Below are 24,379 nucleotides of genomic sequence, written 5' to 3' on the forward strand. Positions count from 1 at the left end.
GAACTTAAGTGTCAATGATTCAAGATAAACCGGGATACTTGTCGAAAGTCCATTATTTATTTGGGAATCATCAAAACTACATTAATACAACGGAAAAGTTTCTCTATGACTTAGAAAAGGTAAAGACAACTGAAGCAATCGCTTTTCACAATGGGGAAGAGCAAGAGGTTATCCATACAGAGATTACTAATGTCGATACTTTAAATCATTACCCTCATATTTATAGAAATTCACTATTTATTACAATAAGCAGCACGTTAGAAGTGCTTCTTTATGAACTATGCAATAGGATTAACATAGAAATGAAGTTGCAAAATCCTTTTCGTAGCGGAAAAGATACACTTACAAGAGCGTGTAGATATATGAAACAAGCTGGCTTTAAATTTCCGGAGGATGAAAGATTGTGGCATCAAATTAGTGACCTGAATAAAATTAGGAATTGTATTGTCCACCACCAAGGGAACATTAGTGAAGATCGGGAAAATCTACTTTTGATTTCAAAGCGCTATCCTTCAATCACTCATAATAAAATGGATCTGATAAACGAATTGCTTCAACAATCAGGAGCAACAACTCTTCAATCAATGAGCGATTTTGAATTTGAACCGGAATTCATCTTCTTAAAAAAAGACTTTTGTTCCGAAGTAATTGAGATATATAAACGTTTTTTTGAACGACTGTTTTCGATTAATAGTATCAACAATCAAGAAGCCCGGAAGGATTAAAATGGATGATATTTAAGTCACCCACCGATCCAGTCAATTAGGCTGGCAATGAACCGATTCGGATTCAATGTTCGATCTAAAAATATGCTTATCCAATCCTCCAGCAGGTGGGAGGCCAGAACATCAGGCCGTTCTGTGTTCAGAAAGGTAGAAAAAGGAGAGAGCGTTTTATCCTGAATCCACTCTTCTATGTAGGCACTGTCCAAAATGCTGTCAATCTGAATCGATTGGATGCGTTTTCGGAATTCATTTACAACGGATTCATTGGCAAGATGTCCGAGATAGAGTAAGTTGATTTTCGTTTCTGTTTCCGTACCTATGATGAACTGCTCAATTCGAAAATGGACATTTTTATTCTTTTGCGCAGGAGGGACAGGTTGACGGAAATGTCTTCGGTAAATCTTTCCTGTGGTCCGAGAACAGTGGATTCCATCAAAGGTTCCGATACATTGCGGTGAGTCGTCCTGGACGCATCCAATAACAATACGGCGCCTTCATCGGCGCTGCGGGCAAGCAGTCCCGGCAAGGGGACGCTTTTTGCCTTGAACCGCGCCACCTGCCGGATTCGCCCAATCAGCCGGCCTTTCCATCCACGGTGTTAAGGCCCGGCGAATGCTTCCAGGCGACGACCATTTATAAATTTTCGACTGACGCGGATTAAGAGAGGATGGACTGCAGCCGTTGTGTAAACCGGGATGAACCATAGCAAGGGCACTTAAAGAAAAATTTGGCCCTACTTAAAAGATGGTTCCACGAGATGATTCCAATATCGTCCGGGAGTCATCTTTTTTGTCTTATGGTTTGGCCGTACTTTCGCTTGATTACAGAAGAGCAAAATAGTACTCAGTTTTAGGCATCATCATCCGTTGGAATGCCGGCGGGGGCGATTGTATGATGAAGAGGAGACGGCGAGGCGAGAGGAGATCAGCGGCAAAGCAATGGGCAAGGCAAGCCGGAGAAGGGCGGTCAGCAGAAGGCAAGAAATAATGACGGATTAGGGAAAGGATCGATCGATATGTTCAGAAAAAGCGCGGCAGTATGCACCGGAATCGCATTATTTGTAACCGCTTGCAGCGGAGGCGGGGGAAGCGGCAGCAACCCGCAGGCCCAACCGGAGGAGAAGCCTCCCGAGCCGGTTCAACTCGTCATGCTGCAGGATGTAGCGGCGCTGACGGACGATGAATTCGCCAATTTCATCGCTGCGCCGGTTCGTGCCAAGTATCCGCATATTACGGTAACGATGGTCAGAAACACCAAGGGCAACGATGGATTGAGCAACTTGATCTCGTCAGGCGAATTTCCGGATTTTATATTCACGACGTATCCGCAAATCAAGGTGAACAAGGAACTGGGCACGGCACAGGATCTGAATGAATGGATTCAGAAATACAAGGTAGACCTTGGCAAATTCGATCCGGCGGCGCTGCAAACTTCCCAAATATACGGAGGCGGCGATCATTTGTTCGCCCTTCCGTTCTCCTTGAACTTCCTCGCCCTGTTCTACAACAAGGATCTGTTCGACAAGTTCGGGGTCAGTTATCCGAAGGAGGGGATGACGTGGGACGCAGTCATTCAATTATCCCGAAGCTTTGGAAGAACGATGGAAAATGTGCAATACCGCGGTCTCGGAGCGATCCCCGGAGCGTCGGATTTGAGCACCCAGCTGTCCCTTCCGTATATAAACCCGAAGACCGGCAAAGCCGAGATTACGACGGACGGCTGGAAGCGGATTATGCAGCTGTTGAAGTCCGTGAACGAAGTTCCCGGCAACCAGGGAGCGGTATTGGACCATTTCCTCAAGGACCAGACACTGGCGATGGTCGCCAGCTATGATGCGAGATTTGCCGCTCTGGAGAAGCTGCATGGCACGCCGAGCCAATTCAATTGGGACGTTACCCAGTTTCCGAGCCATCCCGAGCGGCCGAATACGAGCCTGGCCTCATCTGGTCACTTCCTGCTCGTCTCTTCCTTAAGCAAGCATAAGGAGGACGCGTTCCGGGCGATCGAAGTGCTGATCGGCGAGGAAGTCCAGAAACTAATTACGGAAAACGGCAGATTCACCTCGCTTAAAGACGACACGATTAAAGGGTTATTCGGCAAAAACATGAAGTCCATGGCGGGGAAAAATATTAATGCGGTGTTTAAAAGTGCTTTTGCAACGCCGTTTGTGCCAACTACGCATGATGCGCTCGTCAGGCCGCAGCTGACCGAAGCGGTCAAAAAAGTGACCGGCGGCCAGACGGACATCAATACGGCTCTGCGCGAAGCGGAAGAAGCCGCCAACAAAGATATTGCAGCTCAGCCCAAATAAGACACGACGGCAGCCGGCGCATGGCGAGGCTTCCGGGACCGTGCTCCCGGCTGTTCCGGAGCGGCACAAAATTTCATAATGTCTATTCGGATAGCCCCATTCAAAGAGTGGTTTGAGCATCTTAATACCGGCCAAAAGGGAGCCGCCCCACCTGTTGGATGAAATAAGGGGTGCAAACCATCTCTATTTGTCTCTATCATCCCTATATGCGGAAAATAGAACATGCCAAAGACTCTTATCCTATTCGTTTGCCGATACCCAGTTCAGCTTCAACTGAGCCATACTCGATCTGCCCGCAACCGAGCTGTTTCCGGGCCGCAGTTGAGGTCGTGTCGTTTCCCCTGAACAACCATCAACGAGCGTCTGGAGTGAAGTACCCATACCGATACCGATTCCCATCTGTGGGAATCCAATCGCTGCGCTCGTGTTGGAGTTCGCGGGCGATCCGGGGGGCTGCCGCCGGACGAGCTGCGGAGCCGAGCCTTCTTTTACCCGTTCTGCGGATCATAGCCGCTGTTCCGGTAACACTTTTTGAACTGCGAGGGCGATACGCCCGCTTCCCGTTTGAACACTTTGCCGAAATATTGAATGTCGCAAAATCCGGTCCTCTCGGCGATTTCCATCACGGACATGTCGCTGTTCAGCAGCATTTTTTTGGCGAGACGGATGCGAGTGGCCGTAATATGCTCCGTCAGGGTAATGCCCATGCTTTTTTTGAAAAACCGGCTGAAATAATAAGGGCTCATGTTGACCAGCTCGCAGAGCTTGCTCAAATAGATCGGTTCGGAAGCATGCTCGTCGATATAGTCGAGAACCGGGCTAATCACGGAGAACTGGCGCTCGATCTGCAGTTTATGGCTCGCCGGGTCCATGAAGTTTTCCTTCCAGTAATGGCGCAGAATCGAGACAATCATGCGGCTGATATGCGACTGGATGATCGTTTCGTGGTACATTTCTTTCGTGGCGTATTCACGGATGGCCGCATCCATGCATTCGCTCAAATTCGCCCATAAGGGGTGGGAAGAGGCATATAGATTGTAGTGATGATTCCCTCGCAGATACAGCGTGTGCAAGTACATGGTGTCGATATTTTCCGCCAGCCGCGTCATCAGCAGATTGTCGAAGATCATGCCTTCGATTCTAGCATCCGGTCCCGATATCGCTTCAACGGCGTGAATTTGTCCTTTGTTGATGAAAATGATGTCATGCTCGGTCGCATCGAATTTGCGGTTGTCGATCGTAACCAGAACCGTTCCGCTTTTCACTTTAATGAACTCGGGCTGCTCATGCCAATGGGCCACAACCAAATATTTATTGTTTTGCTTGACGACGCTGGTTGTTTTGAATGGAAAGCGCTTACCCTTTGTTGGGTCCTGTTTATCCACAGACTGAAGCATACGGAGCCCTCCTCCCAGACATCCCATTTTAAGAGCCAAGCCAATAGAAGCGTTCGGCGAAGCTGAATACGTTCTGCTCACAAGAAAAGTTGCTGCTGCACAGGATCGCCGTTTACAAGATTTCGTTAATCGTTCAGACGTTTTTCTTACAGCTTACCATCGAATCCCGTCGTTTTCCAACTGATTCCGGCGCGCGTTATTATCTTTTCTCGTCCGATATCCGCTTCGGGTCTTGAACAAAATATTACTTAGTTTTCGGCAACAGCGTCCGTTGGAATGCTGGCGGGGCGATTATATGATGAAGGGAGACAATGGAGGAGGGCGGTCAGAGGCAGAGCCCCTGTGAAGAAACGGTACGCCGGACGGGCCGTCTGCTGTAAATCGGTTTTTTTGTCTAAAAGGTCCGAAGGAGGCATCATTTATGGAAAAAAAGCTGAGCAGGAGAACACTACTCGCATCGACGGGCGTAACAGGAGCCGCGATGATCAGCGGCGGTATGTTCCCGGCAACCGTGAATGCGGAACAACCGGAGGGGGACGCAGTGTTGATGCTGGACAGTGTGGCCGATATCTCGCAACTGCAGGCCGCCCAGATCAAATCCGGTCAAATGTTTTATTTGGCGGGCTGGCACCCCGGTGCGGCGCTTTCCTCTCCGCAGGGCGTTACAGGCGGAGGAATATTTAGTTATGACCCGAATTGTTCCAAATCCGAACATAACGGGGGAACGAAAATAAGCATCACCGTACCGTTTAACGGCAGTGTAGCCGATTATATAGCCGGTGCGGGGGAGACGGACGGGTCCGGGACGGGATGTTTGCTGCGGCTGGAGACAGCGGATGCAGGGATACGGGACTTCGGAGCCAAGGGAGGGGACGCTTCCGCCGACACTCCTGCCATCCATGCCGCTTTTGCCGCGCTGAACGAAGTGCTGATCCCGCCTTCCACCCAGCCTTATGTATATGACGGCATCCTGAATATTACCAAATCGGTGCGGGGGACTTCCGACAGACCGACGATTCGTTGCAATGGGGTTCTTGTCGAAAATACGAAATCCAGACTCCTCATCGAGAATCTTATCTTCAACGGATCGAAAGATTACAGCTCCGCGAGCGCCGCGGACGACGGCACGGTCGGAATCGACTTTCGCGGCCAACATTGCCGGGTAGATAACGTCATTGTCGAGAAGTATTACCGCGGCGTCTATGTAGACGGCTGGAGCAATACGTTTCATTCTCTGATGGTCCGGTACTGCCATGTATCGCTCACCGGCCGGACGAATATGCAGAATTGCCATTTTGATTTGTTCAAAAGCATCAACTGTCACGCGTTACCTGATTTGCGTAACAGCCACGGCATCTTGTTCAGCATCCCCCAGTTTCAAAATTATGGCGTGGCGATGTTCGTTTATCAATCCGATGTCATGTTAAACGCCCCGTATTTTGAAACGCATAAACAAAAGCCGTCCAACGGGATGATACGAATCGGAAGCGCGTTTGAGGTTTCAGCAAGCAGCGTGACCATCCTTTCGCCGGTAGTGAACACGGATGAACCATATATTTTCCAGAATAGCCCGGTAAGGCCCACGCTTACGATCATGGGGAGAAGAGCCGAGAAAATCAAGATCGTCCCGGTTAGCCAAGGCTCAAGAAGTGCGGTAAATGCCAAGAGCGTGTTAAGTGACGCTCAATATATTTCCACTCCCGTACTGGCGTTTGGCGGCGGGCTGGGATATGGAAACGGCATGGATCCTTCAACGCTTGTGTCCGTTCAGCTTGGCAGACATTTGCTGCAGCTTGTCTTTCATGCGCCTGATCAAGGGTTCCGGTTTTCCGGCTTAACCGTCGGCAAGCGCTATTATATGATCTTTGACTGGGAGCTGGCAAGCGGAGCGACCATCCGCTACGACTCCGGTCTTACGGAGCAGTTGCTCGGGGTGCACCAAGCGGACGGCAGCCGGGTAAACGGAATCGTGGAGCTGTACGCCGCGGAGTCGTCGGGAGCGATTACGTTTGCGGACACGAATGTGAACATTTATCATTTCTATTTGTGCGAATCGGTTCAGCCTATGGCAGCAGGCGTCATGAAAGCATACAGCGTCTCTCAAGCGAGCGGGCCCGGATGGCAGCTTGGCGATCTTCTGGTAACGGCGGAAAAACACCAAGGCTCGTACCAGCATGTATGGAACGGCACGGCGTTTGCGAAAGGTTGACCCGGTTCGATTCCGTAAATCCGTGCGGACCTGTACCTAAAGTTCCATTTTTTCAAGATTACCGATTGATTGCAGACTGGGCGGTGTGCGATAATTTAATGGATTCATTTGTCAGGTTATTAGAAATCGATATCTAGTAGGAGAGGTTGTCATGAAGATCGGACTGGCCGAAGTGAATGTGACGCCGCCGCTCGGGATGCAGATACCGGGTTACGGCCCCAAATCACGGCTGTCAACGGGATTGAAGGACGAACTGTTCGCCAAAGCGATGGTGATCGAGTCGGGGGAAGCTGTTCTTGCTTTTATCGTTATCGACATTCTTTCGCTCGAGCTGGATTCCTCGGATCGCATCCGCAACCGGGTGCATGCCTATACCGGGATTCCGGCCGAGCAGGTGATGGTCTCCTGCACGCATACGCACACAGGCCCGCCGCGCCCGCTGGATGAGGCGGCGCTGGCCTACTACCCGACGCTTGAGGCGAAGGCGGCGGATGCGGCGATACTGGCTTACGGCAACCGGGAAGAAGCGAAGATCGGCTGCGGCCGGGGGAGCGAGGACAGCGTTGCTTTCAACCGCCGCTTCTTCATGAAGAACGGCGGGCTCCAGACGAATCCGGGCGTTCTGAACCCGAATATCGACCGACCGGAAGGCCCGATCGATCCGGAGGTGCTCGTCGTCCGCATCGATAACGCACAGGGAGAACCATTAGGCATCGTCAGCAACTACGCGGTTCATACCGATTGCGTGGGAGGAACGGAGTACAGCGGCGATTACCCGGCGTACATCAGCCGGACGATCAAGCAGCTGTACGGCGAGACGGTCGTCAGTCTGTTTTTCCAAGGGGCGTGCGGGAATATTAATCATATCGACGTGTTGGGCCGCCACGACCCCAAGGTAATCCCGCACCGGGTTCGGATGGGGAATATCCTCGGCAGGGAAATCGCCAAGGTACGGGACAAGACGACTACCGATTCGAGCGAGGTCGCACTATCCGCCGCCAGCCGGTTTGTAAGCGTATCCGAGCGGGCGCTGAGAGAGCATGAAGTCAAGTGGGCGCACAGCACTTTGGCAGCTCTGCGGGACGTGCCTGACGACGAGTTGAGCGGCAGACAAGCGATGGAAAAAGCTCGGGCCGAGCAGCGACTGGAGTCGCTCCGGCAGCCGCTTGGTTCCCGGGAATATGAAGTTCAGGCGGTTGCCATCGGCGATCTCGCGGTCGTGGCGCTGCCGGCCGAAATATTCGTCGAGTTCGGGCTGGAGATCAAGGAGAAGTCTCCGTACCCGTATACGATCATCAACGAATTGGCCAACGGCTCGGGCAACGGTTATGTTTGCACGCCGGAGGCTTTCGACCGGGGCGGCTATGAGCCTACGGGAACGAAATTCGCCGAAGAGGCGGGAGGTTTGTTCGTCAGCGCCGCCCTGGAGCTGCTGAACGAGCTGCACGGACGGTCGCAGTAAGCGCTTCGGATTACGGGCTCAGCTCCAGCAGATCAAACAGGTTCAACAAGCAGCGGGAATGAAGCTTGCCGGCTCTACCGGAGGTTTCATTCTCGTTTCGTTTCAGTTAGGCAGGCTCCTTGGACGCCGAAACGTTTCATTGCGAATTTCAGCTTAAACCAGCCGCTTACAAAGACAAGCCAACCGGCGGTTTCCGAACCAGTCCGTCCATGCAGCCGTCGATGTCGGATCAATCAAGTTCCGATAATATGCCGGACAAATGAATCCGCCGTTGCAGGAGGTTTATCGCCTTCGAAACAAACAAAGACGCTTTCAGCGGTTTTGAAAGCGTCTTTGCACGTCTTTTGGAGCGGTGCCGGCTCGGATGATGAGCTCCGGAATGAGCAGAAGCAGCACGATCGAGCCGTATACGCCATATGTATAGCCGGTAACGTAATCGAGTCCGAATCCCTGTTGACCCGCGAACGTAAGGAGATGGATGACCATGTTCGTAAAGCAGAAGGCGTAGCTTCGGATCATCCAGTTCCGGTGCCTTGCGATCCGTTTCTTTCGGATTTGAACGAGCGCCGTAATGGTGAATAGCGGCCAGATAATATTGAGCGCGTTAAACCCCATGCTGCTTCCTTTCCCTCCGGTGGCGTACGGCGCCATATATCCGGAAGTGAGCACAACAAGAAATACGGACACTACATATACGTAGCCGTTTAGACGATGGAGCTTGCGTTTGTTTTCCAGCAATCGATTCGAAAAATTAAGCAGCCCGGATGCCATGGCGATGCAGGCAAATGCGACATGGACGTACATCACGTTTAGCCAGACGGGTAGGTACAGCTCGCGCTTGAGCCCGGTCTTATGGCTCAAAAACTGTTCGGCCCGGGGATCGATGATATAGTTGTTTACTAGAGCGTATAGAATAAATCCGATGCAAATCGCGGCCAATAGGACGGACCATAGATTTGGTTTGTTCAAGAGATGCCAGCCTCCCCTTGCTCCATATTTAGTATCCGGGCGTTATTCGGGTTCACGACACCCGCTGACCCGCTAAGTTCGATGCGGCGCGAAAAACTTCGTAAGGCGCAACGGCATCCAGAAGATCAAAGCCGTCAAAAAGCGCGATTTGAACCGTAAACGTCAAACCTCTCACATCCTTCTCCATAACCGGTCGGAACCCCGTCTTCCGATGATCCCGCTTCGGTTGAGCCGCAACTCGTGGTATTCCGTTCCGTGTCCGCAACAAGCATTGTAACAAACGAATATCCCAAATGAAGCTGTAAAAAGGTCACAAAACAATAAAGAACCGTCACAAAATAGACGGCTGCGTTAGTTTGTTCCGGGAAACATGATAAACTGGAGTCCAAAGGTGGGATACGATGAGCGAAGGAAATACGATACTAGTAGTGGACGATGATCCGAGTATTGTCGATTTGTTGAGAGACTTTCTGGAATACGAAAATTATCGCGTCCTTACCGCTTGTGATGCCGAGCAGGCCTGGTCCGCATTCCAGACTAACCCGGTACATGGCATCGTTCTGGACATTATGATGCCGGGGCTGAACGGATTTGAGCTGTGCCGCCGGATCCGGACCGAAAGCAACGTTCCGATTCTGTTCCTGAGCGCGCGCAGCGACGACGTGGACAAAATTCGGGGGCTGACGCTCGGTGGCGACGATTATATCATCAAAACCGCTTCGCCGGGCGAGATTATAGCCAGAGTCAAAGCGGTATTGCGGCGTTCCGCCTCTCAGACGCAAACTGGTCATAAGATGCTGGACTTCGGCCGCTTCCAGCTGAATCTGTCGACGAGAGAAGTGATCGTGGATGAGAAGAAGGTTGTGCTCACGCCGAAGGAGTATGAGTTGATGCGACTATTCGCCGAGCATCCGAGACATGTTTTTACGTATGATCAGATTCTTGCAAAGTTTTGGGACGGGGTGGGCGACCGGCATACGATCCGGGTGCATCTCGGGCGGCTTCGCGAGAAAATCGAATCCGACCCGAATCATCCGGAGTTACTGGTCAACGTGTGGGGAGTGGGGTACCGCTTCGAGGGAGGTTGACGTGAGAACTCTTCGGATACGAACCATTACGATGCTGATCCTGGTCGTCATTTTGCTGGTGCCGTGGATCTTTTACGTTACCGTCTACTTCATGGAGAATTTAACGCTCCGTCTCGGAAAGGACCGCCTGCAGGACGAGATGGTGCAAGCACAACTGAACGAGATTGTTCGTCTTATCGAGACGGGTTCGGGTCAATGGGGGGATCCGGGTTGGCAGGGCCAATTGATTGCTCGCTTGCAGACGGCGAAAATGGAGGCCGATCTTATATCCGCGTCCGGGGAGGAGCTGTTTCGATCCGATCCGGTACGAAGCGGCGGCGCTTTTACCTTGACCGAACAGTTTTCTTTCATCGAAGACGGGTGGCTTCGCGGGAAGGCCGTCGTGTACGTGCCGAAGTCGAATACGGTTCCGGTGCTTTCGATGTTTGCCGGACTTTTCCTGATATTTATCATAGTTGGCGTTGTTATGCGAAGAGTCTTGCTAAAGCCTCTGGAAAGGATGAGCTTTGCAGCCCGGCAAATCGCCGCAGGCGATTGGGAAGTAAAGCTGCCCCGCTCCAGGATCACCGAGATTTCTGAAGTTCGCGACGGATTCGAAGTGATGGTGAACGGGCTTCGCCAAGCCTTTGACAAACAAACGGAGCTGGAAGAAAAACGCCGATTTGTGATCGCTGCCGTCGCGCACGATTTGCGAACCCCGTTGTTCGCCTTGCGAGGCTACTTGGACGGTCTGGAGCAAGGGGTAGCCCAATCTGTGGAGAAAGCGGCGAAATATGTGGCGGTCTGCAAGGAAAAATCGGCGCAACTGGATCGTCTGGTCGAAGATCTGTTTACCTATACAAAGCTGGAGTATCCGGAAATGAAGCTTCACTGCAGGACGATCGACTTCAAAACATTCATTCAGAAGTCGATAGACAGTGTAAGTCCGCTAGCCCGGCTCAAACAAATTTCAATTGCGAACCAAACCGCAGACGGCTGCACACTTAGCGGCGACATGCACTTATTGGAGCGTGCCCTCGACAACCTGCTCGATAATGCCGTCAGGTACACCCCCGCGAACGGTGAAATCGTAATTCAATGCTATACGGAGAATGACAAGATGAAGTTTACGTTCCGCGATACCGGGCCGGGCTTCTCATCCGAAGACCTGCAGCGTGTGTTTGAACCTCTATACCGGGGGGAAACGTCCAGAAATCGTTCTACCGGGGGGAGCGGATTAGGGCTGACGATCTCGCATACCATTATGAAGCGTCACGGAGGCGGACTTGCCGTAAGCAACCATCCGGAGGGTGGAGCCCTCGTGACGGGCTGGCTTCCTGTAAACGGACAAGGATAAAACAAAGATCTCGTAGCTTTAACATTAGTAAGCCGAAAGAAGCCTGCAGTTTCAGGCTTCTTTTTTAGGTGAACACAAATGCGGCAGGCCGTTCATATAAGCTACTACATACGCATAGGGCAAGCCGGGTATAGCACGTCGCCGGATCGGGACGGACCAAGCTGCGCCATTATTCCAACCTTTTCACCTTCGAACGGAATTCGGACGGGCTGAAGCCGGTCTCCTCTTTGAACCTTTTCCCAAAATAATGAATGTTGCAAAAACCGGTTTTTTCCGAGATCTCCGTCACCGTCAGCTCCCGGCCGGCGAGCATTTGCTTGGCCAGATGAATCCGTGTGGAGGTGAGGAAACGCGTAATCGTAACCCCGTTCAATTCTTTGAAAATCCGGCTCAAATAATTGGGACTGATATGGATGACTTTGCATAAATCTTCAACCGTAATGGTTTCGGCTATATGCTCCTCAATATAATCCATAACCGAACGGATCAGGACGAGTTTTTGTCCGGCCTGGTATCTGCGCGACCCGGCATTCCCGGTTCCCTGCTGTAAAAAGTAGCGGATAACGACCGTTACGATCCGGTAAATGCTGGACTTGATCGCCATTTCATAACAATGCTGCTTGCCGGCAAACTCGTTTTTGGCTATCTCCATGCAATCGTTCAGCTCGCTCCAAATCGGTTGGCAAGGGGAAAACGACTGGCGTTCCGAACGAATGCCGGTGTTGACAAACAAATGGTAGGTGTGCATGCTGTCGAAGCCTTCCAGAAAGTTCGTGACAAAAAATTTGTCGAAGATGATGCCGTTAATGCGCACAGATTGGCCGGATAACGACCGGATAGAATGAATTTGACGGCTGTTAATGAAGACGATTTCGTTTTCTCCGGCTTCGAACTGGTCTTGATCAAGGGTAACCGATACGCGTCCCTTCACGATCTTGATGAATTCGATATGATCGTGCCAATGAGGTTTTACCAAGTGGCCGTCAAATTGCAGTTGAACGTCTGTTATGCGGAATGGAAAGCGCTTTCCAACATTCGGATAGTGAAATAGTTCCGGTTGCGCCATTCGCGTATCCCCTTTTCCGTAATCGGTTCGCTAGATTCTGCCTGCATTTATTATATCAAATCACCGGTCCAGTGATAATGCGTCCTTCTGCCGGCGATGAGGATAGAATTGCATCAATTTCATGTGCGAACTTATATAGAACGAAAACGGCAGTAAAAGTAACCTATACCTATAAGCCGCAGCGGAAGCTCCATCAAGAGTGCGGCTTCTATGCTCGGGAAGGAGGACCGGTGATTCGCAATCGTTACATTCATCGTGCACGACGCAGGGTAATAATCACGAACGATCGGAGGAGTCCCAATTGTTGAATAAAAAAGACGACCTTATTCATCCCTCGCATGAGGAGCACCTTAATCCGGTTGCACTGCACCACAAGATCAGTAGAAGAAAGCTTCTCGTTTCCTTAGGCGCGACCGGTGCGGCTGCGTTTCTGTTGAACAACACGATGCTTGCGGCGCAGGACGACCGCCCGACGATTACGGAGACGGTATACGGACCTGGCGGCGGAAACTCGAACGGATCGCTGCATTCCTCTAAATGCCGAATGACCACAATAGCCCAGCTTCGGACGATATCGACATCCGATGCGAATACGATTTATTTTGTAACCGACTCGGGCAAAGAGGGCTGGTTCTTGCACGATCCGGGGGATACGGTTTCGGCGGATAATACGGGAACGGTGATCGTTTCCGTATCGGGTGCACGATACAAGCGGGTGATAGAGAATGATGCGCTCAATGTGAAATGGTTCGGGGCTATGGGAGACGGGAGTACGGACGATACGGCTGTTATTCAACAGGTGCTGGATGCTGTGCCTGCAAGCGGGGGAACGGTCTTCATTCCGAACGGAGAGTATATGATCAATTCGCTCGTAGCCTTGAAGCCGAACAGCAACACGAATCTGCTGTTAGCTCCGGGCGCGGTATTGAAAGCGATTCCGAATGCGGCGAATTTATACCATATCATTAATATTGTCAGTAAGGACCATGTAACGGTTCAGGGCGGGACGATTGCGGGTGACCGATACGGGCATCTGGCTGCAACAGGCGAGCATGGAATGGGGATTTCGATACGCAGCAGCCGGAATGTTACAATCCGGGACACTATTATCAAAGACTGCTGGGGCGACGGAATATATATCGGAATAGTCAGTGCGACCACCAGAATCCAATGCGAGAACATTAACATCTTAAACGTGACGTGCGAGAATAACCGGCGGCAAGGCATGTCCGTCACTGCCTGCGTCGGCGGGCTCGCACTCGGAAGCCGGTTTAATCAAACCAATGGTGTAGAGCCCCAAAGCGGTATAGATATAGAGCCCAATGAAGGGGACGTCGTTCAGAATTTCACTGTGCTGAATTGCGTCTGTAACGATAATAAAGGCAGCGGAATAGCAATCTATGGGACCACCGGCGACAATGCCCGGGGCAACATCCTCGAAGGCAATACCTGCGATCGCAATATCCGCGGGATTCAAGTTAGAGGCGCATCCCATAATAAAGTGCTGTACAATCACTGCAGCGGCAACACCGACATGGGGATCCGAATCGCCGGGAACAGCCGGACCGGGAAAAATCAATACAATCAGATTATCGGCAATACGGTACTCGACAACGGGACAAAAGGAATTGTAGTGGAGGGAACAAGTGCAACGGATATCGGATATAACCTATTTCAGCTTAATGTGTGCAAAGGCAACCAGAATGAAGGAATCAATCTTACGCATGCCCGATACTGTCTTGTGACTGACAACCAGTGCGATACCAATCAGTTCGGCATTCGCTTAGTGGGAGCTACCTGCCAGCATAACGATGTTTCCGGCAATTTGTGCGTCAGAAACCGGTACGGTCTTCAGTTGTGGGAATCCTCGTTTAATAAGCTGCAAGGCAATCGTTGTAATGACAATATGCAAGCCGGCTTATGGCTGCGGAGACAGTCGAACTCCAATCAGATCGTGTCGAATACATGCATCGGAAACGGCCAGGAAGCCCACAACACGTTCGACAATCTGCTCATCATGGAGCAAAGCAGCAACAATCAGCTCCAGATGAATACGGTTCGCAAAGGTTCCGGCAACATCCGGCCGAGGTATGGGGTGAACATCGCCGACACTAGCAGCTCACATAATTTCGTAGCGAATAACGATCTGCTGGGCGGAGGGGAGACGGCGGCATTTTTCGATGCAGGAACGGGAACGATTACGATTTCGGGGAATCGGATCTGAGCAGTATGGATAACGGTTATAAGGATGCAGAAAACGCCTTTTGATCGAAGAGATCATAGGGCGTTATTTTCTTTCCTCTTCGTTTAGAGGCTTTTCTTGTTCCGTAAACTGAAACGGCCGTCCGCAGCCTAATACCGGTTTTGCTTGCGGAACTCGGATGGGCTTACGCCCATCGTCTTGCGGAATACCCGGCTGAGATAAAAGCCGTTCTCGTATCCGCATTTCCCCGCTATGACATCCAGCGTCCATTCCGTAACGAGCAGCAGTCTGCAGGCCATCTTTACCCGAATCGAGGTTAAGTATTGCAAAGGGTTCACGCCGTAGGCGCTTTTGAATTTCCGAATCAGCTGCACAGGCGTCAATCCGAACAGACTGGCGACATCCCGGACTTCGATCGGTTCATGCGCATGGTCTTTGAAGTAAACGGCGACATCGCGAATGAACTCGTCTTCGTTCAACAAAGAGACGGAGTCGGGGGATTCCAGCGCCTGCTGGGTAATCATCAGCCAGATGTCCGATAAATAGTGCTGCTTCGGCATTTGATTTTCCGGGTTGAAGGGAAGCTGCTGATCCGCCTGTCTTAAGCTGCTGTAGTTTTCGGACAACCGCCGGAATTGCGGCAGCCGGATTTTCCGCTGCGCCAGAAGGGGCATCAACTGCTGAGGTTCGCCGTCCGGCAAAGTGAACGTAATGGAGTGGAAACTGAAGCTCAAGGGTGTCAGCACGTTTCGGTAAAAGGCGACCTGGGGCGGGCACACGACGACATCGCCGAATTCGGCCACTCCGTAATCTTCTCCGATCCGGTATTCGAACTTGCCTTCCTCTACTCCAAACAAAACCCAAGTGACATACGTATCCGTCTCGTATAAAAACTGTTCTTTTTTGCTCCAGTACACATGGTAAAAAATATCGGGCAAGCCTGCGAACAATTCTCTTCACCTCATTCGAGTATTTTGTAATTTTGGATATGAAGAGGTAATTCTATGAATTCCAATTAGTCAACGAAAGATCTTAATATGTAATTAAAGATATCATAGAAAATAAAGGAGTCAATGCAACATGGGGAAGCCAGATACGAAACTGTTAAACACGGACATTTTGATCGCCGGCGGAGGGATGACGGGGGTGGCGGCTGCTATTGCCGCGGCGCGTAACGGAGCCCGGGTGATTGTATGCCAGGACCGTTCGGTTCTCGGCGGAAATGCATCGTCGGAAATTCGCATGAACATATCCGGCGCATCCACGATCGGCAAGGAATTGGAGACGGAGCGCAGAGAAACCGGCATAATCGAAGAAATCATGCTGGAATGCGCGGTGCGAAATCCGCAGCGGAGCGCGAGCATGCTGGACTTGATTTTATATGAGAAATGCCGTTCCGAACCGAATCTGACCCTGATGCTGAACACGGCGGTTGTCGGCGCTGAAGTCGAAGGCTCCCGTATTCGTTCGGCTTACGCGGTGAGAGAAAGCACGGAGGAGAGCTTCACGATTCACGCTGATATTTTCGTGGACTGCACGGGCGACGGACGGCTCGGGTTTGAAGCCGGGGCCGATTTTACGACGGGCCGGGAAGCGGTAGAGGAATATAACGAGTCCGGCGCGAGCCTGAACAGAGACGCTTACCGTCTCGGATCTTCGCTTTTGTTCACATCGAAGGATATGGGGCGTCCGATGCCTTTTACCGCGCCGGAATGGGCCCGCAAGTTTACGGAAGAAGATCTGAAGTTCAGAAGCCACGACTCCTGGGAGTTCGGGTATTGGTGGGTGGAATTCGGCGGTACGCTGGATACGATCAAGGATAACGAGCAGATCCGCGACGAGCTGCTTGCAATCATGCTGGGGGTATGGGATCACATCAAAAATAGCGGCAATCACCCCGATTCCGCAAACTGGGCGCTGGATTGGTTCGGCTTTCTTCCGGGGAAAAGAGAGTCCAGACGATTTATCGGCTTGCACGTACTGACCCAAAACGACATTCAGCAGGCTATCGACTTCGATGATGTAATCGCTTACGGCGGCTGGTCGATGGATACCCATCCTCCCCAAGGCATCGATGCGAAAGACGAGAAGCCGTGCAATCAGCCGTTCACGCCTTATCTGTACGGCATTCCGCTTCGCTCGATGATAAGCAGGAACGTATCGAATCTGATGTTCGCCGGACGCAATTTATCGGCTACCCATATCGCATTCTCCAGCACCCGGGTTATGGCGACATGCGCGGTCATGGGGGAAGGGCTCGGAACGTTCGCGGCAACGGCGGTGAAGCGCAGGCTTCCGCTGGAACAAGCGCGGCGCCAAAGCGATGTAGTGAAGGAGGCCCAGCAGCAATTGCTTCGGCAGGGAGCGTTTTTACCCGGTAAAATGCTGGATGGAAACCTCGCCAAACTGGCCCGGATCTCCGCATCGTCCGAACAAACACACGGATGTTGCGGGAACGTTGTGGACGGACATACCCGCGCCGTTCACGGGAAGAAGGGGGTACGGCCCGACTTGACTACAGGCGGCACGCATCGCTGGATGTCGGAGCCGGGAGACGGCCGTCCATGGCTGGAGCTGGAGTGGGAGGAGCCGGTATCGGTTTCCCGGATTACGATCGTTCTGGATACCGGGCTTCACCGTTTATTGATGTTATGTCATTTGGACGTAGTTCAGAATTATATGCAGTGGGGGCGCCCGCAAGCCGAAACGCTGAAGGAGTTTAAGCTGATCGCTTATGACGAACGAGGGGAGACGGAAATCGCCCATATCAGGGACAACTACCAACGAATGATCCAATTGCCCGTAACTTTGAAAAATCTGAAGAAGCTCCGCTTGGAGGTTATCGCCACGAACGGCTTGGACCATGCGCGGGTGGTTGAGCTCGTCTGCGAGTAACGCCGCTTACGGAAGCGTCTTCGGGAGGAGAATGGGATGAATAACAGCAAAGTCAGTCCTGCCTGGTTGTATGCACGAAAAAACAAGTGGCTGTATGTTTTGCTTTTACCCGGGTTTATTTATCTGCTTATTTTCAAATATATCCCGATGTTCGGCATTGTCATTGCGTTCCAGGATTTCAATTTGACCAAAGGCATCTGGGGAAGCGACTGGGTCGGCTTCGAGCATTTCCGCTATCTGTTTCAATCGGACGATTTTTTCAAGATTTTAAGGAATTCGCTAATTATTAGCTTTTATCAAGTTTTATTCGGATTTCCGGCACCGATCGTACTGGCAATTATGCTGAACGAAATCAGGAACCTTCTTTTCAAAAGAGTCGCCCAAACGGTGCTGTATTTGCCGCATTTCATATCGTGGGTCGTCATATCCGGAATCATTATCAATATGCTGTCGCCGTCGTCCGGCTGGGTCAACCGGCTGATCGTCGATTTCGGCGGAGAGCCGATACATTTTCTGCTGAAGCCCGAGTTTTTCCGGACGATTCTGGTTTCCGCGGAAATATGGAAGGAGCTCGGCTGGGGAACGATCATTTACTTGGCTGCGCTTACGTCCGTGGACCCGTCCCTTTACGAATCGGCCACGATCGACGGGGCCAACCGGCTGCAGAAAATATGGTACATTTCGCTTCCCAGCATCGCGACCACGATCGTCATTATTTTGGTCCTGCGGGTCGGAAGTGTTTTGGATATCGGCTTCGAGCAGATCTTCCTGCTGTATAATCCGGCTACTTACGAGGTGGCTGACGTGTTTGAAACCTACACGTACCGGGTCGGCTTATTGGAAGGAAGACTTTCTTTCACGGCTGCCGTCGGCTTGTTCAAATCGGTAGTCGGGCTGGTCATGATCGTGCTGGCCAACCGGATTGCGCGCCTATTCGGAAAGTCACTGTGGTAGGAGGTGAAGAGGAACATGCACAAAAAAATCGAGCTTTTTGACATCGCCATCTATCTCATCGTTTCTTTGATTTGCGCGGTCATGCTGTACCCTCTTCTGAACGTCGCGGCGGTTTCGATCAGCTCGCACAGCGCTTATTTGCAAAACCCGATGCGCATATGGCCCAGCCAGATCTCGTTCGATGCCTATAAGGAAATTCTTTCCCATCCGGTGCTTGCGAGAAGCTACCTTAATACGCTGATCGTTACCGTCAGCGGTGTAGCTTTAGGCATCTTCCTGTACATCATTACGGCGTATCCGCTTTCCAAAACGCATCTGAAAGGCAGAGCGATCCTGATCAACCTGGTCATCTTCACGATGCTGTTCAACGGCGGACTCATTCCGAACTTTTACCTGATTCGTTCTCTCGGCATGCTGGACACATTGGCCGCGCTCGTATTTCCCGGCTTATTCTCCGCATTCAGCTTAATCCTGATGGTTAATTTCATGCAGAACATTCCGGAGGAGCTGGAGGAAGCTGCAAAGATGGACGGAGCGTCCGAGCCCTACATTTTGTTCAAAATCGTCGTTCCGCTCTCTATGCCGATTATTGCCACATTAACGCTGTTTGCGGCGGTCGGTTATTGGAACAGCTTTTTCTCTGCGATCATCTATATCCGGAGCGTGGAAAATTGGCCGTTGATGCTGTTTTTGCGTGAGGTCATTGAAGGCGCACACATGCTGCAAATATCGGCTGGAGGCAACAGTGCCGAGATCGGCAATATGAACGTCATGCCGGAGACGCTGAAATACGCGACGATTATGATCGTCATGCTGCCGATTTTGTCGGTGTACCCGTTTCTTCAACGATTTTTCGTCAAAGGAATTATGCTGGGGTCGATAAAAGGATGATCAGAAAGACCCTTGACATAAAAAGCAAAAATAAAAGGGAGGCTGAACACATGTTCAAAAAAGTAATCGCCGGGGTAGGCGTAACGGTGCTGCTCGCCGGGGCTACCGCATGCGGAAGCAATAACAATACGGCAGAAACGGGCGAAAAGAAGCCGGCTGCTGCGGAAAATGCGCTAGTAAGCATGAAAATCATGGGGCAATTTGCATCATCCAACTTGTCGGAAACGGACAAGCTGCTCATTCAATCGATCGAGAAAGCAACGAATACGTCGATCAAATTCGATATCCCGCCGTCGACCGGCTACAGCGAGCGTCTTCAATTATCGCTCACGACCGGAGACTATCCCGACGTCGTTTATTTTCCGAGTCCCAGCGACAGCGCGTTTTTGAAAGCGGTTAAGGACGGCGTAATCGTGCCGATCGATGAATATTTGAATAGCGCCGACAACGTTAAAAAATATTCGTACGATATTTCCTGGGACTCGTTGCGGGTCAACAACGACGGCAAAATTTACGGGATACCTCGGACGACCGTGATTCGCTCCGACGGGTACTGGCTCCGGAAAGACTGGCTCGATAAATTAAATATCAAGCTCCCGGACAATAACGAAATTACGCTGGATCAAATGATCGAGATTATGCGGAAATTTTCGAAGGAAGACCCCGACGGCAACGGAAAACACGATACGTACGGGTATGGGACGGCTGCGGGCGGCGATAAATCACTCAAGCCGATTTTCCAGAACGAGCTTGGTTTATACGGCTGGCAGGAGTCCGGCGGTGGCGAGTATAAGTTTATGAACCCCCAATATGATATGAACTCCGATCCATATTCGAAGGCTTTGGAGTTAACGGCCAAGCTGTTCAAGGAAGGGCTGATCGATCCGGATTCGCCGTCGCTCGACGCCACTAAAGCTCTCGAGCGGTTTCAAAGCGGCAAAACCGGCATATTGGAAGGGTTCGCAGGCCATTACGAAACGTTCCTCAAAGCCGGCAAAACGATTAATCCGAACTACGAGCTTGCTTACGTATACGTGAAAAATCAACAAGGCGAGATGAAAGGGCTCGGGCTCGGAACGGGCATGTGGGGCTTTTGGGCGGTAACCCGCAATGCGAAGGACCCGCAGCGAGTTGTCGACGTATTCGATTACATGCTGTCGGACAAAGGCTGGGATTCGATCTATAACGGCGTGGAAGGGCATGATTTCAAGGTGGAAGCCAACAAGCGCGTCTTCGTGGACCCGCCGCTGGAAACCTTTGTCCGCAAAAATATCGTTCGCCGCGCCAACGACTACATGTTCTTCATTAATCCGGGGATGCCGGAGGAGATGAAGCAAAAGCTCGTGCCGAACATCGAAAAAGCCGTGAAAAGAATCGTGCTGTCTAAAGACCGAGAGTTCACGCCGGCCATTGCGAAAACGCCGCCTTATCTGGATTTCAACAAAAAGTTCAGCGAGGTTACGACGAAAGTCATTATTGGCGACGCCGATCCTTCCGAGTACAAAAAAGTGCTGCAGGAGTGGCATGCGAAATTCGGCAAAACGTATTTGAAGGAGATGAACGATTACATCGGTCAAATGGAAAGCAAGAAATAAGGAGAAGGATTGTTCGCACTCCCGCTTTGGGGTGTAACAATATAATTCCCGGCCATCAGGCCCAAGCCCCCGGAATGATCATTCCGGGAGGCTTCAACAAAAGGAGGCGCTAAGTTGAGGATGAGGAAAGGAAAACGGTTCGTTTGGCTGTTGATTTTGGTATGGGCTGTTGCCCCGCTGCTGATGGCGGCCGGGCAAACGAGTGCAAATGAAAGAGGCCTGGCGGACGAAGCAGGTCGGAAGCATCAAGGTGCAGAGCAAGGCGTTGTGCTAGTGAGTGACGGCAACCCTTCGGCAACCGTTGTAACGACGGTGTATGCTTCGGTATTGGAGAAGAAGGCGGCAACTGAACTGGTGAATTACATAAAAAGCATATCCGGGGTGGAGCTTCCTATTGTAACGAACGTGGGAGAAGCAACCGGAACGAAAATCTATATCGGAGGGGCGTCCCCCCATATCGACCTGGATGCAATCCGTCAAGGAGGAGACGATCCTGCATCTTTCCGACTAGCTGCGGCGGCGGACTCCATCCAACTGTACGGGCTCTCGGAACAAGGCACGTTATATGCGGCTTTCGAGCTTCTGGAGCAGTTGGGCGTACGTTGGTTCATGCCCGGAGACATCGGGACGGTAATTCCGTCGAGAAAAACGATAACGCTTCCAATTCAAGATACGATCCAGCATCCCGGCTTTTCGGCCAGAGCGATGCAAGCAACCGAAGCTTATCAGAAACCTTCCGGACTTCCGAACGGCGTCAATTTGAACGAGGGCAAGATTTGGGTTGAATATATGAGACTGAATCAAAAGTACTACGGCAATCATGGTCTTCCGTGCACCATCAGCGCAAAGGATCGGCCCGATCTGTACCTGCCGAACGAGAACGGACTACCGACGACCCAATTGGACGTTACGAAGCCTGACGTTTTGGCCTGTGTCGTACAGGGCTCGTTGAACAAATTGAAGCAGGATCCCAATCTGAAAGACCTGAGAATGGGGCCGAATGACGGTCTTGTGAAGGTGCTTCAGCCTCACCCGGACTGGGATGGAAATGATTTGGACGCAACGCACGACACTTTGTCGTTAACGGATCGTTACGTAAAATTTTACAATCTAGTGTTGGAACAGCTGGAGTTGGCCGGATATCCGGATGTCAGCATCTCGTTTTACGCCTATGACACGTATTACCAACCGCCGGTACGCTGGACGCCGCATCCCAGACTCATCCCGGTCATCGCTTCGATTACGGTAGACCGCTTCCATGCCCTGGACAATCCTCTTTCCTGGGAACGCGGTCACCTGAAAGAGATCATCGAAGGCTGGCGGAATCTTGGGGTTCAGCCTCACATTTACCAGTATCTGTACAATCTTGCCGATCCGGGCCTTCCGTTTTCGCCCGTCGATCAAGTGTCCAGCGAGTTGAAGTATTACAAGCAGAACGGGATTACCGGCATTCGCGCCGAAAACTTGCCCTCTTGGGGGTATCAGGGTCCGGGACTTTATCTGGCGGCAAAAATGATGTGGAATCCGGATCTGGATGTCGAGGATTTACTGGACGATTACTATTCGAAGTTTTACGGTCCGGCGGCCAAGTCGATGCGGGAGCATTTTGAAACGTTGGAGCAGGCTTTTGCCGATGCCGATTATTTTGCCGGAAACATCTATGATTTCCCGCATATTTTGACGGACAAGGTTTGGAAGGAAATGGAGAAAACGCTGAGCAAAGCCGAGAAGGAAGCGAACAAATCGAACGATCCGGTTTATGGCAAGCGTGTTGCGATGGTGCGGCTTGCTTATCACTTCGGCGACCAATTTCTTGGTATGATGGAATCCATAAATCGTCTTGATTTTGTGAAGGCCAAAGAACAGTTTGACCGAATATACGCTCTACGGAATGAAGCCGTGCTCCATTCGCCCGTCATCTTAAATCCGTATGGATCGTTTGTGTTTACCGATATCTTTTGGAAGAAGATGGTGACGGAAGGCGAACAGCGCGTTACCGGAGGAAACCGGGTTGTCGCTCAAATGCCGGACGAATGGAATGCCATGCTGTTCCCGCACGAGAACGGAGATTTGTTAGGTCTGTGGAAACCCGGTTTGGGAACGAAGTCGTGGATGAAGCTGAAGACTTATTCCGAGACATGGTCCAGCCAAGGACTTCGCTATTATAAAGGGCATGTCTGGTATCGGACAGAAGTAAAGGTCGACAAAAAGTTCGATAACGGCAATCCGATTCGCCTTTGGTTCAGCAGCATCGATGAGACCGCAAAGGTTTGGATGAACGGGCAAGAGCTGCCGCTGGTGAAAAAGGGCAGCGGGTTAACGTCGCCGTGGGAGTTTGACGCGACTAACGCCATCCGGTTCGGACAGTCCAATCTAATCGTTGTCGATGTAGGCAATAGGATACTGGATGAATTGGGAACAGGCGGAATTACGGGGCCGGCGATGCTTTGGCAGGCTGCATCTGACTGATTGGCTGGAACGGGTCCGCAAGGAATTTGCAATAAAGGGAAAAAGTTCTTGTCCGAAAGTGGACAAGAACTTTTTTTGCGACTACAGGGTGAATGGCCAGACGAGGCGCTTATTGGAATAATCGGTATGATATAATGGATTTTGTAGACAGGTTACCCGAGCACATCTAGGAGGGGATCGTATGGCGAAATCGATCGCCGATCGGCTTACCTATGCATTTGAAATATTGGAAGTCGACCCATCAGATCGCATCCTGGAGATCGGTTGCGGATACGGAGCAGCGGCTTCCTTGATTTGCGGGCGCTTGGTCGACGGGAAGATCACGGCAATTGACCAATCCGAAAAAATGATACGTGCAGCGGAGAAGTTAAATGCTCCTTTTGTGTCGGCAGGGAAAGCGATATTTCTTGCCGCACCGCTTCACGAGGCCGATTTGGGTCATAGCCGGTTTAACAAAATTTTTGCCGTAAACGTGAACTTGTTCTGGATGAAGGCCGCGCGCGAGCTGGAGTGGATCCGGGAACTTTTGCTGCCGGGAGGCACCTTATATTTATTCAATCAACCGCCTTCAGCGGGCAAGCTGCGGAGTATTGCCGATAGCACCGGTCAAAATCTGACGGATGCCGGTTTTACCGTTAAACAAATAAAAATAGGGGATCAGAAGCCGATCCCTGTAGTTTGCGTTATAGCAGTTGGGGGACAAGATCATACAGCGTAACGGACCCGCATATATCGCGTCAATGATTTCGTGTCTGTTTTTTTGGAGAAAATAGTAACTGTTGATAGAATACGTATGAAGATGATCAGCT

At 51.2% G+C, this 24,379-nt stretch carries 18 protein-coding genes and 2 pseudogenes; 14 read left to right on the forward strand and 6 right to left on the reverse strand.

Translation table 11 applies throughout. The features are described from left to right. Positions 1-8: 8 nt before the first annotated feature. Positions 9-725 carry a hypothetical protein gene (locus PV433_RS07030; RefSeq protein ID WP_332071472.1) on the forward strand — a complete coding sequence of 239 codons (717 nt, stop codon included), beginning with the start codon at positions 9-11 and terminating at the stop codon, positions 723-725. A gap of 17 nt (positions 726-742) precedes the next feature. Here PV433_RS07030 and PV433_RS34030 read toward each other — a convergent pair. Further along, positions 743-1,281: pseudogene (locus PV433_RS34030) on the reverse strand (spore germination protein). Between PV433_RS34030 and PV433_RS34035 the strand changes: the two are divergent. Together PV433_RS34035 and PV433_RS07035 are read left to right on the forward strand one after the other, a co-directional pair. Continuing rightward, positions 1,222-1,386, forward strand: coding sequence for an aldose epimerase family protein (locus PV433_RS34035; protein ID WP_442951486.1), 165 nt, complete (start codon positions 1,222-1,224; stop codon positions 1,384-1,386). The pseudogene PV433_RS34030 and the gene PV433_RS34035 sit on opposite strands and share 60 nt — an antisense overlap. 354 nt (positions 1,387-1,740) lie before the next feature. After that, positions 1,741-3,036, forward strand: coding sequence for an ABC transporter substrate-binding protein (locus tag PV433_RS07035; RefSeq protein WP_332071473.1), 1,296 nt, complete (start codon positions 1,741-1,743; stop codon positions 3,034-3,036). Between the two features lie 488 nt (positions 3,037-3,524). Here PV433_RS07035 and PV433_RS07040 read toward each other — a convergent pair whose 3' ends face one another. After that, a complete protein-coding gene (locus tag PV433_RS07040) occupies positions 3,525-4,433 on the reverse strand; it encodes an AraC family transcriptional regulator (RefSeq protein ID WP_332071474.1) in 909 nt (302 codons plus the stop codon). A gap of 421 nt (positions 4,434-4,854) precedes the next feature. Here PV433_RS07040 and PV433_RS07045 point away from each other — a divergent pair, with 421 nt between their 5' ends. After that, a complete protein-coding gene (locus PV433_RS07045; RefSeq protein ID WP_332071475.1) occupies positions 4,855-6,642 on the forward strand; it encodes a hypothetical protein in 1,788 nt (595 codons plus the stop codon). Positions 6,643-6,793: 151 nt separating this feature from the next. Then, positions 6,794-8,104, forward strand: coding sequence for a neutral/alkaline non-lysosomal ceramidase N-terminal domain-containing protein (locus PV433_RS07050; RefSeq protein WP_332071476.1), 1,311 nt, complete (start codon positions 6,794-6,796; stop codon positions 8,102-8,104). Between the two features lie 312 nt (positions 8,105-8,416). Here the strand turns inward: PV433_RS07050 and PV433_RS07055 are convergent, their stop codons facing one another. Beyond that, positions 8,417-9,073, reverse strand: a complete 657-nt coding sequence (locus tag PV433_RS07055) for a DUF2306 domain-containing protein (protein WP_332071477.1) — start codon at positions 9,071-9,073, stop codon at positions 8,417-8,419. A gap of 58 nt (positions 9,074-9,131) precedes the next feature. Continuing rightward, a pseudogene (locus tag PV433_RS07060) lies at positions 9,132-9,260 on the reverse strand (DJ-1/PfpI family protein); the annotation flags it as partial. Between the two features lie 214 nt (positions 9,261-9,474). Here PV433_RS07060 and PV433_RS07065 point away from each other — a divergent pair. Together PV433_RS07065 and PV433_RS07070 are read left to right on the forward strand one after the other, a co-directional pair. Continuing rightward, positions 9,475-10,161 (forward strand): response regulator transcription factor, encoded by a 687-nt coding sequence (locus PV433_RS07065; protein WP_332071478.1) that lies wholly within the window; start codon positions 9,475-9,477, stop codon positions 10,159-10,161. A gap of 1 nt (position 10,162) precedes the next feature. Beyond that, positions 10,163-11,497 carry a sensor histidine kinase gene (locus PV433_RS07070; RefSeq protein ID WP_332071479.1) on the forward strand — a complete coding sequence of 445 codons (1,335 nt, stop codon included), beginning with the start codon at positions 10,163-10,165 and terminating at the stop codon, positions 11,495-11,497. A gap of 169 nt (positions 11,498-11,666) precedes the next feature. Here PV433_RS07070 and PV433_RS07075 read toward each other — a convergent pair whose 3' ends face one another. After that, positions 11,667-12,563 (reverse strand): AraC family transcriptional regulator, encoded by an 897-nt coding sequence (locus PV433_RS07075; protein ID WP_332071480.1) that lies wholly within the window; start codon positions 12,561-12,563, stop codon positions 11,667-11,669. A gap of 304 nt (positions 12,564-12,867) precedes the next feature. Here PV433_RS07075 and PV433_RS07080 point away from each other — a divergent pair, with 304 nt between their 5' ends. Continuing rightward, complete coding sequence (locus PV433_RS07080; protein ID WP_332071481.1) at positions 12,868-14,787, forward strand: right-handed parallel beta-helix repeat-containing protein; 1,920 nt, start codon at positions 12,868-12,870, stop codon at positions 14,785-14,787. Between the two features lie 128 nt (positions 14,788-14,915). On the opposite strand, the gene PV433_RS07085 is transcribed toward PV433_RS07080, so the two are convergent. Further along, entirely contained in the window at positions 14,916-15,716 is an 801-nt protein-coding gene (locus PV433_RS07085) for an AraC family transcriptional regulator (protein ID WP_332071482.1), read from the reverse strand. A 130-nt stretch (positions 15,717-15,846) separates the two neighbouring features. Between PV433_RS07085 and PV433_RS07090 the strand changes: the two genes are divergently transcribed. The 6 genes from PV433_RS07090 to PV433_RS07115 all read left to right on the forward strand — a co-directional run bounded on the left by PV433_RS07090 (position 15,847) and on the right by PV433_RS07115 (position 24,288). After that, positions 15,847-17,661 (forward strand): FAD-dependent oxidoreductase, encoded by a 1,815-nt coding sequence (locus tag PV433_RS07090; RefSeq protein WP_332071483.1) that lies wholly within the window; start codon positions 15,847-15,849, stop codon positions 17,659-17,661. A 36-nt stretch (positions 17,662-17,697) separates the two neighbouring features. After that, complete coding sequence (locus PV433_RS07095) at positions 17,698-18,615, forward strand: ABC transporter permease (protein WP_190930356.1); 918 nt, start codon at positions 17,698-17,700, stop codon at positions 18,613-18,615. A 15-nt stretch (positions 18,616-18,630) separates the two neighbouring features. Further along, complete coding sequence (locus PV433_RS07100) at positions 18,631-19,506, forward strand: carbohydrate ABC transporter permease (RefSeq protein WP_332071484.1); 876 nt, start codon at positions 18,631-18,633, stop codon at positions 19,504-19,506. 50 nt (positions 19,507-19,556) lie between these two features. Beyond that, positions 19,557-21,101, forward strand: coding sequence for an extracellular solute-binding protein (locus tag PV433_RS07105; RefSeq protein WP_332071485.1), 1,545 nt, complete (start codon positions 19,557-19,559; stop codon positions 21,099-21,101). A 120-nt stretch (positions 21,102-21,221) separates the two neighbouring features. After that, positions 21,222-23,570, forward strand: coding sequence for a DUF4838 domain-containing protein (locus PV433_RS07110; protein ID WP_332071486.1), 2,349 nt, complete (start codon positions 21,222-21,224; stop codon positions 23,568-23,570). Between the two features lie 181 nt (positions 23,571-23,751). Beyond that, positions 23,752-24,288 carry a class I SAM-dependent methyltransferase gene (locus PV433_RS07115; protein ID WP_332071487.1) on the forward strand — a complete coding sequence of 179 codons (537 nt, stop codon included), beginning with the start codon at positions 23,752-23,754 and terminating at the stop codon, positions 24,286-24,288. Positions 24,289-24,379: the final 91 nt, after the last annotated feature.

Source organism: Paenibacillus sp. GYB004, from assembly GCF_036577605.1.
GTDB lineage: Bacteria > Bacillota > Bacilli > Paenibacillales > NBRC-103111 > Paenibacillus_AB > Paenibacillus_AB oceani.

Excerpts from the sequence above, each read along its gene's own strand:
- PV433_RS07040 (WP_332071474.1), bottom strand. The coding sequence starts at position 4,433 with ATGCTTCAGTCTGTGGATAAACAGGACCCAACAAAGGGTAAGCGCTTT.
- PV433_RS07045 (WP_332071475.1), top strand. The coding sequence starts at position 4,855 with ATGGAAAAAAAGCTGAGCAGGAGAACACTACTCGCATCGACGGGCGTA.
- PV433_RS07115 (WP_332071487.1), top strand. The coding sequence starts at position 23,752 with ATGGCGAAATCGATCGCCGATCGGCTTACCTATGCATTTGAAATATTG.
- PV433_RS07065 (WP_332071478.1), top strand. The coding sequence starts at position 9,475 with ATGAGCGAAGGAAATACGATACTAGTAGTGGACGATGATCCGAGTATT.
- PV433_RS07035 (WP_332071473.1), top strand. The coding sequence starts at position 1,741 with ATGTTCAGAAAAAGCGCGGCAGTATGCACCGGAATCGCATTATTTGTA.
- PV433_RS07090 (WP_332071483.1), top strand. The coding sequence starts at position 15,847 with ATGGGGAAGCCAGATACGAAACTGTTAAACACGGACATTTTGATCGCC.
- PV433_RS07075 (WP_332071480.1), bottom strand. The coding sequence starts at position 12,563 with ATGGCGCAACCGGAACTATTTCACTATCCGAATGTTGGAAAGCGCTTT.
- PV433_RS07110 (WP_332071486.1), top strand. The coding sequence starts at position 21,222 with ATGAGGAAAGGAAAACGGTTCGTTTGGCTGTTGATTTTGGTATGGGCT.
- PV433_RS07050 (WP_332071476.1), top strand. The coding sequence starts at position 6,794 with ATGAAGATCGGACTGGCCGAAGTGAATGTGACGCCGCCGCTCGGGATG.
- PV433_RS07100 (WP_332071484.1), top strand. The coding sequence starts at position 18,631 with ATGCACAAAAAAATCGAGCTTTTTGACATCGCCATCTATCTCATCGTT.
- PV433_RS07095 (WP_190930356.1), top strand. The coding sequence starts at position 17,698 with ATGAATAACAGCAAAGTCAGTCCTGCCTGGTTGTATGCACGAAAAAAC.
- PV433_RS07105 (WP_332071485.1), top strand. The coding sequence starts at position 19,557 with ATGTTCAAAAAAGTAATCGCCGGGGTAGGCGTAACGGTGCTGCTCGCC.